The sequence below is a fragment of the Streptomyces sp. NPDC054961 genome, from assembly GCF_053609145.1.
In genome coordinates, this window is the sequence record NZ_JBSGWY010000038.1 from 1 (window position 1) to 13,559 (window position 13,559).

Annotated in this window: 14 protein-coding genes and 1 tRNA gene; 3 read left to right on the forward strand and 12 right to left on the reverse strand. The window is 70.8% G+C overall.

Translation table 11 applies throughout. From position 1 onward, the window contains the following. Positions 1 to 91: 91 nt before the first annotated feature. The gene (gene murJ, locus ACWF9Z_RS28020) at positions 92 to 1,771 is read right to left on the reverse strand and encodes a murein biosynthesis integral membrane protein MurJ (RefSeq protein WP_453606427.1); all 1,680 of its coding nucleotides are present in this window, start codon (positions 1,769 to 1,771) and stop codon (positions 92 to 94) included. A 53-nt stretch (positions 1,772 to 1,824) separates the two neighbouring features. After that, the gene (locus ACWF9Z_RS28025) at positions 1,825 to 2,934 is read right to left on the reverse strand and encodes a lipid II:glycine glycyltransferase FemX (RefSeq protein ID WP_453606429.1); all 1,110 of its coding nucleotides are present in this window, start codon (positions 2,932 to 2,934) and stop codon (positions 1,825 to 1,827) included. Here ACWF9Z_RS28025 and ACWF9Z_RS28030 point away from each other — a divergent pair. The 3 genes from ACWF9Z_RS28030 to ACWF9Z_RS28040 all read left to right on the forward strand — a co-directional run bounded on the left by ACWF9Z_RS28030 (position 2,887) and on the right by ACWF9Z_RS28040 (position 6,329). Beyond that, on the forward strand, positions 2,887 to 3,135 hold the full coding sequence (locus ACWF9Z_RS28030) for a hypothetical protein (protein ID WP_453606445.1): 249 nt from the start codon (positions 2,887 to 2,889) through the stop codon (positions 3,133 to 3,135). The two genes, ACWF9Z_RS28025 and ACWF9Z_RS28030, sit on opposite strands and share 48 nt — an antisense overlap. A 210-nt stretch (positions 3,136 to 3,345) precedes the next feature. After that, positions 3,346 to 4,563 (forward strand): Ig-like domain-containing protein, encoded by a 1,218-nt coding sequence (locus tag ACWF9Z_RS28035; protein WP_453606335.1) that lies wholly within the window; start codon positions 3,346 to 3,348, stop codon positions 4,561 to 4,563. A 143-nt stretch (positions 4,564 to 4,706) separates the two neighbouring features. Further along, positions 4,707 to 6,329, forward strand: a complete 1,623-nt coding sequence (locus tag ACWF9Z_RS28040) for a CocE/NonD family hydrolase (protein WP_453606336.1) — start codon at positions 4,707 to 4,709, stop codon at positions 6,327 to 6,329. A 53-nt stretch (positions 6,330 to 6,382) separates the two neighbouring features. On the opposite strand, the gene ACWF9Z_RS28045 is transcribed toward ACWF9Z_RS28040, so the two are convergent. The 10 genes from ACWF9Z_RS28045 to ACWF9Z_RS28090 form a co-directional block, all read right to left on the reverse strand. Further along, positions 6,383 to 7,264: an amino acid ABC transporter permease gene (locus tag ACWF9Z_RS28045; RefSeq protein WP_453606338.1), complete on the reverse strand. Its 882-nt coding sequence runs from the start codon at positions 7,262 to 7,264 to the stop codon at positions 6,383 to 6,385. Next, positions 7,261 to 7,905, reverse strand: coding sequence for an amino acid ABC transporter permease (locus ACWF9Z_RS28050; protein WP_453606339.1), 645 nt, complete (start codon positions 7,903 to 7,905; stop codon positions 7,261 to 7,263). The genes ACWF9Z_RS28045 and ACWF9Z_RS28050 overlap by 4 nt, the downstream gene beginning before the upstream one ends. A 17-nt stretch (positions 7,906 to 7,922) precedes the next feature. After that, a complete protein-coding gene (locus ACWF9Z_RS28055; protein WP_453606341.1) occupies positions 7,923 to 8,843 on the reverse strand; it encodes a glutamate ABC transporter substrate-binding protein in 921 nt (306 codons plus the stop codon). A gap of 11 nt (positions 8,844 to 8,854) precedes the next feature. Beyond that, positions 8,855 to 9,598 carry an amino acid ABC transporter ATP-binding protein gene (locus ACWF9Z_RS28060; RefSeq protein WP_453606342.1) on the reverse strand — a complete coding sequence of 248 codons (744 nt, stop codon included), beginning with the start codon at positions 9,596 to 9,598 and terminating at the stop codon, positions 8,855 to 8,857. Between the two features lie 105 nt (positions 9,599 to 9,703). Further along, positions 9,704 to 10,147: a DUF6278 family protein gene (locus tag ACWF9Z_RS28065; protein WP_453606343.1), complete on the reverse strand. Its 444-nt coding sequence runs from the start codon at positions 10,145 to 10,147 to the stop codon at positions 9,704 to 9,706. Positions 10,148 to 10,218: 71 nt separating this feature from the next. Further along, the gene (locus ACWF9Z_RS28070) at positions 10,219 to 10,998 is read right to left on the reverse strand and encodes an exodeoxyribonuclease III (RefSeq protein ID WP_453606345.1); all 780 of its coding nucleotides are present in this window, start codon (positions 10,996 to 10,998) and stop codon (positions 10,219 to 10,221) included. 30 nt (positions 10,999 to 11,028) lie between these two features. After that, complete coding sequence (locus ACWF9Z_RS28075) at positions 11,029 to 11,661, reverse strand: MBL fold metallo-hydrolase (protein ID WP_453606347.1); 633 nt, start codon at positions 11,659 to 11,661, stop codon at positions 11,029 to 11,031. Between the two features lie 43 nt (positions 11,662 to 11,704). Further along, positions 11,705 to 11,779: transfer RNA gene (locus ACWF9Z_RS28080), tRNA-Arg, on the reverse strand. 24 nt (positions 11,780 to 11,803) lie between these two features. After that, the gene (locus tag ACWF9Z_RS28085) at positions 11,804 to 12,394 is read right to left on the reverse strand and encodes a hypothetical protein (RefSeq protein WP_453606349.1); all 591 of its coding nucleotides are present in this window, start codon (positions 12,392 to 12,394) and stop codon (positions 11,804 to 11,806) included. After that, complete coding sequence (locus ACWF9Z_RS28090) at positions 12,391 to 13,551, reverse strand: ROK family glucokinase (protein ID WP_453606350.1); 1,161 nt, start codon at positions 13,549 to 13,551, stop codon at positions 12,391 to 12,393. Before ACWF9Z_RS28090 ends, ACWF9Z_RS28085 begins: the two co-directional genes overlap by 4 nt. Positions 13,552 to 13,559 lie beyond the last annotated feature (8 nt).

Sequence of the window (13,559 nt, forward strand, 5' to 3'; positions counted from 1 at the left end):
CCGACCACTGCTCATCAGAAAGATCCCCACGCCCCACACCATGATCATCACAGCGCAAGGCGTGGACCGGAACCCCGATCTAAAACACGGCCTAGCGGCCGCGGCTGAGCTTGCGGCGCGCGGAGCCGAGCAGATCGGTGATCTCCGTCAGCCGCAGCGGCCTCGCGAGGACGACGACGACGAGAACGACCGCAGCGGTTCCCGCCGCGACCGCGGCGAAGTTCCCGAAGCGGTCGGCCGCGCGCGCGGCGCCGTACCCGGCGGCCGCCGCGGGGGCGCAGGCGGTCAGCAGGCGCAGGTGGGTGCGTACGGCGGTGTTCCGGCGTTCGGTACGGGTGCCCGCGCGGGGGCCGAGCCGGCGGGCGAGGACGTACGCGGTGCCGGCGGCGCCCACGGTGAAGGCGATCGAGCAGGCCACGGCCATGCCCGTGACGGCCCAGCGCGGCGGCAGCAGGAGGTACGCGGCGGCGGAGAGCCCGGCGTTGAGGGCCGCGATGACGAGGTTGAGGAAGAAGGGGGTCCGGGTGTCGGACAGGGCGTAGAAGCCGCGGGAGAGCACGTACTGCGCGGAGTAGGCGATCAGGCCGGGCGCGAAGGCCGCGAGCATGCCGGCCATGACGGCGACGTCGGCCGCGCCCGTGCGCCCGTACTCGAAGACGCTGCCGATCACCCAGGGCGCGAGGGCCGCGAAGACCGCGGCGGCCGGGACGACGAGGGCGGCGCTGGAGCGCAGCGCGTAGGAGACGTCCCGGCGCACCCCGGCGAGGTCTCCGTCGGTGGCGGCGGCGCTCATCCGGGGCATCAGGGCGGTGACGAGGGACACGGTGATGATGCCCTGCGGCACCATCCACAGCAGGTAGGCGTTGCTGTAGGCGGTGTAGCCCGCGCCGCCGGCGAGGCCCGCTTCGACGGCGTGGCGGCCGGTGGTGGTGGAGAGCCGGGTCACGACCCAGTAGGCGAGCTGGTTGGTCAGGACGAGCATGACGAGCCAGCCCGCGTTGCGCAGGGGGCGGGCGAGGCCGCTGCCGCGCCAGTCGAAGCGGGGGCGCCAGCGGAAGCGGGCGGCGCGCAGCGAGGGGACCAGGCCGAGGGCCTGGATGACGATGCCCGCGGTGGTGCCGATGCCCAGCAGCCGGGTCTCGGCCGCGCTCAGGCCGTCGGCGCTCCCCTGAGTGCCGTGGGAGACGTACAGGAAGAGTCCGAAGACGGCGATGACGACGAGGTTGTTGAGGACCGGGGTCCACATCATCGCGCCGAACCGGCCGCGGGCTCCCAGTACCTGTCCGAGCAGGGTGAACAGCCCGTAGAAGAGGATCTGCGGGAGGCAGTACCGGGCCAGGGCGACGGTGGTGGACTCCTGGCCGCCGCTGTATCCGGTGTACACCGAGACGATCAGCGGGGCCGCCAGCACGGCGGCGGCGGTGAGGACGAGCAGCGCGGCCGTGCAGACGGTGAGCAGCCGGTCCGTGTACGCGGCGCCGCCGTCCTCGTGCTCCTTGGCGGCGCGGACCAGCTCGGGGACGAAGACCGCGTTGAGGGCGCCGCCGATGAGCAGGATGTACAGGATGTTCGGGACGGTGTTGGCGACCGCGTAGCCGTCGCCGAGCAGTTCGGTGCCGAGGGCGGCGACGATCACGGCGGAGCGGACGAAGCCGGTGGCGCGGGAGACGATCGAGCCGGCCGCCATGAGCGCGCCGCTGCGCAGCACCGAGGTCTTCTCCGGTGCCGCGTGACCGGCGTCGGCGGTCGCGGTGTCGGCGGTGCCGGACACGGTGTCCGTCCCCGCGTCCGGGCCGGTGCCGGACGCGCGGGTGGCGGCGACGGTCACCGGCGGGCCATGTACGCCTGGAACGCCCTGTAGAGGGCCGCGTTGACGCGTCCGTCCATCGAGATCTCCCACTCACCGAGGGTTTCGACGACCTGTCCGCCGGTGCCGAGTTTCCAGCGCAGCAGTCCGAAGGAGCGGTCGTCGGGGTCGAGGGTGGAGGGTACCCCGCGCATGTCGTACGCGTCCGCTCCCAGCGCCTGTGCGTCACACATCATGCGCCACTGCAGGGCGTTGCTGGGGCGGACCTCGCGGCGGTGGTCGGCGGAGGCGCCGGTCTGGTACCAGACCCGGCCGCCGGCCACGATCATGGTGTGCGCGGCGAGGATCTCGCCCTGGTGGACGCCCAGGTAGAGCCGCATGCGACCCGGCTCCTCGGCGTTCAGGGCCTCGTACTGCCGCTGGTAGTACGCGAGCGAGCGGCCGAGGGCGAAGCCGTCGCGTTCCTCGGTGACGCGCAGCAGCCGGTAGAACTCGGGCAGGTCCGCGGCGGTGCCGACGACCGTCTCGACCCCGGCCTTGCCGGCCTTGCGCACGTTGCGCCGCCACTCCTGGTTCAGGCCCGCCCACAGGTCGTCGACGGAGCGTCCGGCCAGCGGGACGCGGAAGACGTGGCGCGGCTGGGCGTCGCCGTCGTCCTCGCCTCCGCAGCGCTTCCAGCCGCGGGTGCGCAGCCGGTCGGCGAGCGCGGCGCCGACGGGGTCGACCTCGGTGGCGAGCACGTCGGACATCTGCCGGCCGGGGCCCGCGTGGGCCTTGACGGTGGCGGCGTCCCAGCGCCGGTAGGCGGGGGTGGGTCCGATGCGGACCGCGAAGGCCCCGGACTCCCTCAGGTGGGCCTTGAGCGGGGTGAGCCAGCGGTCCACGTCCGGGTCCGCCCAGTCCGCGACGGGGCCCTCGGGAAGGTACGCGAAGTATTTACGGGTTCCCGGGAATTGGCGGTAGAGAACGAGACCGGCACCCTCGATTTCCCCGCCGGGGTAGTGCCATCCGACTCTTTCCGAGTGCCAAAGGTCCTTTACCAGGGCCCAGGACGGGTACTGCAGAAAGCTCGCCCGGCCGTGCCGGGAAAGGAATCCCCGATATTCCTGGACGGACAGGGAGCGCACGGTGAGCGCCCGGTTCTCGCGCAGGCCCGCGGGCCGGCCCTCAGTCCGCTCCCGGCCCCGGTCCCGCACCTGGTTCCCCACCTGGTCCTGCCGCCAGTCCTGCCGCTGTCCCTGCCCCTGGTCCTGCCCCTGGTCCTGGCGTTGGGGCTGCCGCTGGAGCTGCAGTCGAGCGGGGTTCACGAGCAGTGCGCACACGGCTGACCGGCCTTCCTGTACGTCCACATCGGGCTATGCACAGGACTCTCACAGGTGTCCATGACGGGATGGCGCGGTGATTGTGACCACACGATGACCATCCTGCTGCGGTGAACGTCACAACCCGGATTCCTGATCTTTTTCGCATCCCGGGCAACCTAGAGTCGTGCCGTCCGCATCTCCTTTTGCGACGATCATTACTTCGGAGGGGTTTCGTTGAGCCGCACACGCCGGGTGTTTCGGGTACGCAGTCGCCATGCCGCGCTGGCGGGCGTCGCCTTGCTGGCCGCCGCGCTGACCGCCTGCGGCGGCGGCGACGGCGGCGGCGCGGGCGCCGCGGCCACGTCGGACGGCAAACGGAAGCCGGACATGGCGGTCTCGGTGAACCTCACCGGCGACCAGGTCAAGGCCGGCGAGCCGGTGAGCGTGACGATCGCGGACGGCAAGCTCGCCTCGGTGAAGGTGACGGACGCCAAGGGCGGGGAGCTGGCCGGGCAGATATCCGCCGACGGCAAGACCTGGAAGTCGGAGCGCAACGCCTCCGCGGGCGCCGAGTACAAGGTCGAGGCGCAGAACACCGAGAGCCAGAGCGCGACGACCACGTTCAAGACCACGGCCGCCGACAAGGTGAACAAGGTCGTGATCAACGTCTCCAAGGGCAGCACCGTGGGCGTGGGCCTGCCGGTCTCGATCGTCTTCGACAACCCCGTGAAGAACAAGGCCGAGGTCGAGAGGCAGCTGAAGGTCACCACCTCGGACAACACCGAGGGTTCCTGGGGCTGGATCAAGGACTACTCGGGCAAGGACCGGGTGGACTGGCGGCCCAAGGAGTACTGGAAGTCCGGCACCGACGTGAAGGTCCAGATGGACCTCAACGGCGTCGACTCCGGCCCCGGCGGCGGGATGTTCGTCAAGGACTACAACACCGAGTTCAAGATCGGCAAGGACCGCCGGACGCACGTGGACCTCGACACGAAGAAGATGTCGGTCTCCGAGGACGGCCAGGTCGTCGGCACCGTCCCCGTGTCGGCCGGCACCCCGGGCGGCAAGAAGGCCTCCTGGAGCGGGAAGATGGTGCTGATGCTGAAGGAGGGCACGATCCGGATGAACTCCGAGACCGTGGGCCTCGGCGACGCCTACGACAAGGACGTCGACTCCTCGATCCGGCTGACCTGGTCGGGCATGTACGTGCACGCCGCCCCGTGGAACAACGCCAACTTCGGCCGCGCCAACGTCAGTTCCGGCTGCGTGGGCATGAGTGACGCCAACGCCGCGCAGTTCTTCGCGCAGTCCCAGGTCGGCGACCCCTTCGAGGTGACCGGTGACGGCTCGAAGGGCACCGCGGACGTCGGCAACGGCTACGGCGAGTGGAACCTGTCATGGGAGAAGTGGCAGACCATGAGCGCGCTGACCGGAGCCCCGCAGGGCGGCTGACCGGCAGGTCCGACCGGACCGGCCGGACTGAACAAAATTCAATCGTTACCACGGCGTAACTTACCCATGGGTTACTTCCGGTAAGCCCCTCCCGTTACCGTCGGGTCACTTTCACGACACCCGGCGCACGCGAGGAGCGAGAGATGGTCCGCACCATCCGCACCACCAGCACCGCGGCTGCCATGGCAGCCGTACTGGCGGCAGCCGCCCTGGGCCTGTCCCCCCATCAGGCCCAGGCGGCGCCCGCCACCCCGTCCAACGCCCCGTCGACCGCCCCGTCCGCCACCGTCTCCGGCGCCTCCTCGGAGCTGCGCTTCTACGACATCCCCGGCTCCGGCGGCATCACCCTCAAGGGCAACGTCTTCACACCGGCGGGCGCCAAGGGCGGCGCGAAGTATCCGCTGATCGTGCTCCCCACCAGCTGGGGCCTGCCGCAGATCGAATACATCGCCCAGGCCAAGAAGCTCGCCGACTCCGGCTACGTGGTGGTCAGTTACACCTCCCGCGGCTTCTGGCTCTCGGGCGGCGAGATCGAGACCGCCGGCCCGGCCGACACCGCCGACGTCTCCGCCGTCATCGACTGGGCGCTCGCGACCACCCCCGCGGACGCGGAGCACATCGGCCTGGGCGGGGTCTCCTACGGCGCCGGCATCAGCCTGCTCGCCTCCGCGCGCGATCCGCGCGTCAAGGCGGTGGTCGCGCTCAGCGGCTGGGCCGACCTCATCGAGTCCATCTACTCCGGCCGCACCCAGCACCTCCAGGCGGCCGGACTGCTCGGCGCCGCCGGTTACCTCACCGGCCGCCCCGGCCCCGAACTCCAGCAGATCCTCGGCGACTTCCTCGGCTCGAAGCTCGACAAGGAACCGCAGATGATCGAGTGGGGCAAGAAGCGCTCCGCCGCCGAGCAGCTCGACCGGATCAACGCGAACGGCGCCGCGATCATGCTCGGCAACGCCTGGGGCGACACCGTCTTCCCGCCCAACCAGTACGCCGCCTTCTTCGAGAAGCTGACCGGCCCCAAGCGCCTGGAGTTCCGCCCCGGCGACCACGCCACCGCCGAGGGCACGGGCCTCCTCGGCCTGCCCAACGACACCTGGACCAACGCCCACCGGTGGTTCGACCGCTACCTCAAGGGCGAGCGCAACGGCGTGGACACCGAGGCCCCGGTCCAGATCAAGTCCCGCAGCAACAGCGGCTACGAGGGCTACCCCGACTGGAAGTCGGTCGGCTCCGGGGGCACCGAGAAGCTGATGCTCGCCGACAGCGAGCACCTCTTCACGGGCGTCGACTCCGGCGCCGACGGCGGGATCGTCCTGCTGTCCAGCGTCCTGGACCAGTTCGCCCAGGCGCCCCCGATCGCCTCGATCCCGCTGCTCCCCCGCGCCTTCGCCGCCGTCTGGCAGTCACCGCGCTACGACGAGGAGCGGCGGGTGCGCGGCACGGTCAGGATGCACACCACGCTCACGCCCACGAAGTCGGACGGCACCTTCGTCGCGTACCTCTACGACGTCGGCCCGCTCGGCATCGGCAAGCTGATCAGCAATGCCCCGTACACCTTCCACGGCAGGTCCGCGGGCCAGTCGTTCGGCGTGGACCTCGACCTCTTCTCCACCGCCTACGACGTCCCGGCCGGCCACCGCCTCGCGGTGGTCGTCGACTCCGTCGACCCGCTGTACATCGAGCACAACCCGACCGGCGCGCAGCTGACCTTCTCCTCGCCCCGCACCGATCCCAGTTACGTCTCGGTACCGCTGCGCGAGCAGTGATCCACGGCTGCTGCCGGGCCGGGTGTGACTCTCGGGGGCTCTCGCCCTGGGGATCAGACCCGGCCGTCCAGCACCGATCCCGGCTCGGCCGGGGGGATCCGCACGGCGTCGGTCTTGGGGCTGCGCCGCTCGCGCCGGGCGACCCAGGTGGCGAACCAGGACAGCAGCATGCACATCCCGATGTAGATCGGCGAAATGATCATCACCACGGGGATGAACGGCAGGTCGTAGTCGAGGTTGGAGGCGATCAGCTTGCCCGCGTGCAGGAACTCCTCGTAGGTGATCAGGTAGCCGAGCGAGGTGTCCTTCAGGGCGACCACCAGCTGGCTGATGATCGCGGGCAGCATCGCCCGCACCGCCTGCGGGGCCAGGACGTAGGACATCACCTGGGTCTTGCGCATGCCCAGCGCGTACGCGGCCTCGCGCTGGCCCCTCTCCACCGCGTTGACGCCGGTCCGGAAGACCTCGGCGAGCACCGAGCCGTTGTAGAGGGTCAGTCCGGCGACCAGCGCGGGCAGCGGCTGGACCTTGAGCGCGACGAAGATGAAGAAGATCATCACCAGCACGGGCATGGCGCGGAAGAACTCCACGCACAGGGTGCACAGCCAGCGCGCCGGCCGGTGCCGCGAGAGCCGGCCGGTGGCGAGCACCGCGCCGAGCACGAGCGAGAGCACCGAGGCGTAGGCGAAGGCCTTGAGGGTGTTCCCCAGCCCCCTGAGCAGCAGTTTCTGGATGCCCTCGTAGGTGAACGGGCTCCACTTGGCGGCGGTGAACTGGTGGGTGTCGAAGAGCAGGTAGAGCAGCCATCCGAGCAGCCCGAGGATGACCACCGTCGAGACGGCCCCGTAGAGCAGGTGGCGGCGCCGGGCCCGCGGTCCGGGCAGGTCGTAGAGGGCGGTGGACTCCAGGTCTCCGTGGAGCGCGTGCGCGGTCATCGGGCGACTCCCAGGCGCTTCTCCAGCACGTGGAAGAGCGCGCTGATGGACAGGGTGATGATCAGATAGCCGACCGCGATCCAGACGAAGGTCCAGATGATGTTGTAGCCGAGCTCGTTGAGGGTCTTGTACGTGCCCAGGAGCTCGGTGACGCTGAAGGCCCCGGCGATCGCGGAGTTCTTGGCGAGCGCGATCAGCGTGGAGCCGATGGGCGGGATGACGGACCGGAAGGCCTGCGGGAGCACGACGGTGCCCAGGGTCTGCCCGAAGGACATCCCGAGGCTGCGGGCCGCCTCGCCCTGGCCCTTGGGGACGGTGTTGATGCCGGAGCGCAGGACCTCGCAGATGAAGGCGGAGGTGTAGCAGCCCAGCGCGAGGACGGCGAAGACCTGGAAGGGCAGGACGATGCCGAAGCGCGGCAGGCCCAGCAGGACGGCGAAGAAGAGCAGGGTGAGCGGGGTGTTGCGCAGGATGGTCACCCAGACGGTTCCGAAGACCCGGAAGGAGCCGACGGGGGCGACGCGGAAGGCGGCCATCAGGAAGCCGAGGACCAGGGCGAGGAGCGAGGCGTAGACCGTGAGCTCCACGGTTCCGAGGAACCCCTGCCAGTAGATCGAGAAGTTGTCGACGAGTACGTCCATGGCGGTGTGCTCTCCCGTCAGCTCGCCGGGTAGCGGTCGATGGCGGGCGGTTTCGGGGCGGGCGCGCCGGACAGCCCGAGGGTGGCCTCGTAGGCCTTCTTCCAGTTGCCGTCCTTCTCGTTGGCGGCGAGGGCGTCGTCGAGGGCGAAGCGCAGGGCGTTGTCGGAGCGCGGGACCCCGATGCCGTAGGGCTCCTCCGAGAAGGGCTTGCCCACCACCTTGAGCTCCTCGGGGACCTTGGCCGCGTAGCCGAGCAGGATGGAGTCATCGGTGGAGACGGCGTCGACCTGGTAGGTGAGCAGGTTGTCCACGCAGACCGAGTACGTGTCGTAGGCGACGAGCACGGCGCGGGGGAACTCCTTCTGGAGCCGCTGGTACGGGGTGGAGCCGGCGGCCGAGCAGACCTTCTTGCCGGCGAGGTCCTCGGGGCCCTTGATCCGGGTCTCGTCCTTGCGCACGAGCAGGGACTGGCCGGCGCGGTAGTAGGGGCCGGCGAAGCCGACCTGCTTCTTGCGGTTGGCGTTGATCGTGTAGGTGCCGACGTAGTAGTCGATCTGGCCGTTCTGCAGGGCCGTCTCGCGGTTGGCGGAGGAGATCGTCTTGAACTCGATGGTCTTGGGGTCGAAGCCGAGCGAGGCGGCCATCATCTTGGCGATCTCGATGTCGAAGCCGGAGTAGCGGCCGCTCGCGGGGTCCTTCTCCCCCATGTACGGCTGGTCCTCCTTGGCGCCGACGACGAGGTGGCCGCGCCGCTTGGCCTTCTCCCAGGTCGGGGAGTCCGGCAGCTGGAAGCCGGTCGCGACCCGGTACGCCGGCAGGTCCTCGGGCTGTGGTCCCTTGACCGGCGGGCTGCCGGACTTGCCGCAGCCGGCGACCGCTCCCAGGAGCGCGAGGGCCAGCGCCCAGGTGGTCAGGGACGAGGCGCGCGGATGTCTCATCGGGCCGCCCCTCAGTGCTTGAGGATCTTGGAGAGGAAGTCCTTGGCCCGGTCGCTCTCGGGGGCGGTGAAGAAGGCCTCCGGGGCCCGGTCCTCGACGATCCTTCCGTCGGCCATGAACACGACGCGGTTGGCGGCGGAGCGGGCGAAGCCCATCTCGTGGGTCACCACGACCATGGTCATGCCCTCGGCGGCGAGCTGCTGCATGACCTCCAGCACCTCGTTGATCATCTCCGGGTCGAGCGCGGAGGTGGGCTCGTCGAAGAGCAGGGCCTTGGGGCTCATGGCGAGCGCGCGGGCGATGGCCACGCGCTGCTGCTGGCCTCCGGAGAGCTGGGCCGGGAACTTCTGGGCCTGGTTCGCGAGGCCGACCCGCTCCAGCAGCTCCCGGGAGCGTTTGTCGGCCTCGTCCTTCTTGCGCCCCCGCACCTTGACCTGGGCGAGCGAGACGTTGGCGAGGACCGTCTTGTGCGCGAAGAGGTTGAAGGACTGGAACACCATGCCCACGTCCGCGCGGAGTGCGGCGAGCTCCTTGCCCTCGGCGGGCAGCGGCTTCCCGTCGAGCGTGATCGTGCCCGACTCGATGGTCTCCAGCCGGTTGATCGCGCGGCACAGGGTGGATTTCCCGGAGCCGGAGGGGCCGATGACCACCACCACCTCCCCGCGGCCGACGGTGAGGTTGATGTCCTGGAGGACGTGCAGTTGCCCGAAGTGCTTGTTGACGTCCCGCAGCTCGATCAACGGATCGACGGCCATACGCTGCCCTGCCCACTTGTCGGTGTCGAGGTCAGCGCAAACTATCCAGCCGCGGAAGGGCACTTCCCCTCGACACGCCTAAATGACACATAAAGCCCCGCGAGGTCAGCCTTCCGAGGCTTCCGCGTAGGCCTGGCTGAGCTCGGGGGAACCGGTCATCGCCCAGGAGATCCCCGATTCGACCACGTTCAGCTCGCGGCCGGACGCCAGCCGGATCACGGGCTGGCCATTGGGCCACACCCGCCAGCCGGCGCCCGGGATGGTCCGGATGATCACGGTCCCGAGGTAGAAGCCCGCGTCGTTGCCCAGCCACGGCGTGATCTCCGGATCCCGGCGCCAGCGCGGCATCAGCTGGTCGAGCTCCTCCAACGAGCCCGGGCTCTCGTCGAGTTCGAGGGCCGCCGACCGGGCGTGGGCGCGCAGCATCTCGCATTCCGCGAACATCTCGTTGACACCCTCGGAATCCTCCACGAGGACGGCGGCGAGTCTTCCCGCACCCGGTTCCGTATCGTGCCGGCTGCGCCAGTTGGCCAGGAAGGGGATGTTCATTGCCCCAGCCTGACACCAGGATCCCCGGCGGGCGACAGGGCGCGCCTGCACTGTGACAGATCAGGAGCTCTCTACGGCTTCAGGTCGACGACCACCGGCGCGTGGTCGGAGGCGCCCTTGCCCTTGCGCTCCTCGCGGTCCACGTAGGAGTCGGTGACGGCCTCGGTGAACGCCGCGTTCCCGTAGACCAGGTCGATGCGCATGCCCCGGTTCTTCGGGAACGCGAGCATCCGGTAGTCCCAGAAGGTGTAGGGCCGGTCGTACTTGAGGGGGCGCGGGACGACGTCGGAGAGCCCGACGGCCCGCAGCGCCTCCAGGGCGGCCCGCTCGGCCGGGGTGACGTGGGTGGCGCCCTCGAAGACGGCCGGGTCGTAGACGTCCTCGTCGGTCGGGGCCACGTTGAAGTCGCCGAGCACCGCGAACGGGCGCTCCCCCGCCGCGTCCCCGGCGACGGCCGCGGCCAGGGCGCGGAACCAGTCCAGCTTGTAGCCGTAGTGGTCGTGCGCGACCTCGCGCCCGTTGGGCACGTACACCGACCAGACGCGCACCCCGCCGCAGGTGGCGGAGATGGCGCGGGGTTCCTGGACGCCCTCGTAGTCGGGCCCCTCGGGCAGGCCCAGGACCACGTCCTCCAGGCCCACCCTGGAGATCAGGGCCACGCCGTTCCACCGGCCGGTGGCGTTGACGGCCGCCTCGTAGCCCAGCTCGCGCAGCTCGGCGTGCGGGAACTGCTCCGCGGAGCACTTGGTCTCCTGGATGCACACGACGTCGGTGCCGGAGCTCTCCAGCCAGGCCAGCAGGCGCGGAAGCCGGGCGGTGATCGAGTTGACGTTGTAGGTGGCGATACGCATGCGCCCCAACCTACCGCCCGGCACCGACCGTCACAGGTCGACGGTGTCCCCGGCGGTGAGTCGCGTGTGCGGGGAGCCCGCGAGCGCCTCCAGGGTGAAGTCGTAGACCGGCCGGGCGAGGTCCGCGAGGTAGGCGTCGTGGATGTCGACGGCCACGCGGGGCTTGACGGCGCGGACGTAGTCGACGACCTCGCCGATCTTGTTCCAGGGGGCGTGGACCGGGAGCATCAGGGTGTCGACGGGGGCGTCGGGCACCGTCAGCGCGTCCCCGGGGTGGAAGAGCGACCCCTCCACGAGGTAGCCCACGTTCGTCACGCGCGGCATGTCCGGGTGGATCTCGGCGTGCAGCTCGCCGTGGACCTGGACGTCGAAGCCCGCGGCGCTGAAGGTGTCGCCGTGGCCGACGGTGTGCACGCGCCCCGGATAGGACGGGGCCAGCTTCTCGGCGACGCTGCGCAGGGTCCACAGCCGGGCCGCGGGGTTGGCGTCGAGGGCGGCGCGCAGCCGGCCCTCCTCGAAGTGGTCGGGGTGCTCGTGGGTGACGAGCAGGACGTCCGCGCCGAGGCCCGCGTCCGGTTCGCTGAAGGCGCCCGGGTCGATGACGAGCGTGTGCCCGTCCTTCTCCAGCTGGACGCAGGAGTGCAGCCGCTTGGTGAGCTTCATGATCCAAGGCTAGCGCCGGCGCCCCCCGGACACGACGGGACGGCGGAACCGGCCGGATGCGAACCGGCGTCCTCGCGATGCCGGAGACCGCGCGCGACGACCCCTGCGCTACGGCTCCGCCCCCGTCGGCACCCTACGCGGCCTACGGCACCGCCGTGGAGACCACGTACACCCTGGGATTCGTCGGCTTGGTGAGGTCCACGGTGATGTCCCGGGTCGGCCGGGGGTCCGGGGCGTCGAGGGTGACCCCGTACCAGTCATGCTTCGGGCTCCAGCTCCAGCCCGCGACCCGGGCGTCCTCCGGGGAGATGGAGACCCCCGGGGTCAGCGCGTCGCGGTCGGTGCCGGCGTCGGCGAGGAACTCGTCGAGCTGCTTCGGGGTGACCGCGAACTGCGTGTACAGGCGGCTGGTGTGCCAGTTGTTGGTCTCCAGGTACCCGACCCTCGAGGCCAGCATCGGGATCGGGACCTCGTAGACGCTGCGCTGCACCTTGGAGGGCCAGGCCGTGCGCACCTTGGCGGCGCCGACCTTGGAGGCCTTGTCGCGGCCGCTCTGGCGGCTCTGCTGCGCGGAGACGGCGAGGTAGCCCGCCGGGACGCCGACCAGCAGCAGGATGATGATCGCGGTGATCCAGCGGCGCCGGACCACGTGCTTGCGGTCCTCGGCGGGGGTCGGCGCGCCGGGGCTCTCGTCGGGGGGCGGGGCCTGGTGGGGCAGAGTGGGCGGTGTCACTGCTTTTCCTGGTCTTCGGGGCCGGTGGCATCGCGCCGGCCGAACTGCGCGTAGCGCTCGTACCGCTCGACGCGCCGGCGCGTGGCACGGCGGAAGCGCCGGGCGACGAGCCGGGCGAGGTCCGCGGCGCCGACCATGCCGGCCTCGGGTCCGAGCTGCGCCTTGGCGATGCGGGCCTCGGGGCGGTAGCCGCGGCCCGTGAGGTGGCGGCGGAAGGCGTCGCGGGCGGGGCCGATCAGCAGGTCGTCGGCCGCGCTGACGCCGCCGCCGATGACGAAGCAGGACGGGTCCAGGGCGGCGGCGAGGTTGGCGATGCCGACGCCGAGCCACTGGCCGATGTCCTGGAGGAGCTCGACGCACATGGCGTCGCCCTCACGGGCCAGCTCGGTGATGAGCGGCCCGGTGATCTCCTGGACGTTGCCGCCGACCCGGGCGATGAGGTTGTGCGCGACCGGGGAGTCGGCCGCGGCGAGCTCGCGCGCCTCGCGGACGAGGGCGTTGCCGGAGCTGTACTGCTCCCAGCAGCCCCGGTTGCCGCAGGGGCAGCGGTGTCCGCCGGGGACCACCTGCATGTGGCCGAACTCGCCGGCGACCCCGTAGCGGCCGCGCTTGACCTGGCCGCCTTCGAGGATGGCCCCGCCGATGCCGGTGCCCAGCGTGATCATGACCAGGTGGTCTTCGCCGCGTCCGGCGCCGAAGCGCCATTCTGCCCACGCGGCGGTGTTGGCGTCGTTGTCGACCATGACCGGGACCGCGAGCCGGGACTGGAGGGCGTCGCGCAGCGGTTCGTCGCGCCAGGCGAGGTGCGGGGCGAACAGGACCCGGGAGCGGTCGGCGTCGACCCAGCCGGCCGCGCCGATGCCCACCGCGTGCACGTCGTGCCGGTCGGAGAGGTCGAGGACCAGCTCGACGATGGTGTCCTCGACGACCTTGGGGCTCTTGGACTTGTCGGGGGTCTCGGCCCGGATCTTCTCCAGGATGACCCCGTCGGCGTCGACCACGCCGGCCATCACCTTGGTGCCGCCGATGTCGATGCCGACGGTCGGGACGCGCGGAGCGGTCAGGTGCGACCTGCGCTCCCGGGTCCCGATGGTCCGCAGGACGGTGCCTCGCGCCGCCCCCCGGTGGGCGAGCGTGAAGTCCCGGTACGTGCTCATCGAGTCCT

Bases quoted from the DNA above. Each gene is read 5' to 3' on its own strand.
- ACWF9Z_RS28060 (WP_453606342.1), bottom strand. From the start codon at position 9,598: ATGGCCGTCGATCCGTTGATCGAGCTGCGGGACGTCAACAAGCACTTC.
- ACWF9Z_RS28075 (WP_453606347.1), bottom strand. From the start codon at position 11,661: ATGAAGCTCACCAAGCGGCTGCACTCCTGCGTCCAGCTGGAGAAGGAC.
- ACWF9Z_RS28065 (WP_453606343.1), bottom strand. From the start codon at position 10,147: ATGAACATCCCCTTCCTGGCCAACTGGCGCAGCCGGCACGATACGGAA.
- ACWF9Z_RS28040 (WP_453606336.1), top strand. From the start codon at position 4,707: ATGGTCCGCACCATCCGCACCACCAGCACCGCGGCTGCCATGGCAGCC.
- ACWF9Z_RS28090 (WP_453606350.1), bottom strand. From the start codon at position 13,551: ATGAGCACGTACCGGGACTTCACGCTCGCCCACCGGGGGGCGGCGCGA.
- ACWF9Z_RS28055 (WP_453606341.1), bottom strand. From the start codon at position 8,843: ATGAGACATCCGCGCGCCTCGTCCCTGACCACCTGGGCGCTGGCCCTC.
- ACWF9Z_RS28070 (WP_453606345.1), bottom strand. From the start codon at position 10,998: ATGCGTATCGCCACCTACAACGTCAACTCGATCACCGCCCGGCTTCCG.
- ACWF9Z_RS28045 (WP_453606338.1), bottom strand. From the start codon at position 7,264: ATGACCGCGCACGCGCTCCACGGAGACCTGGAGTCCACCGCCCTCTAC.
- ACWF9Z_RS28050 (WP_453606339.1), bottom strand. From the start codon at position 7,905: ATGGACGTACTCGTCGACAACTTCTCGATCTACTGGCAGGGGTTCCTC.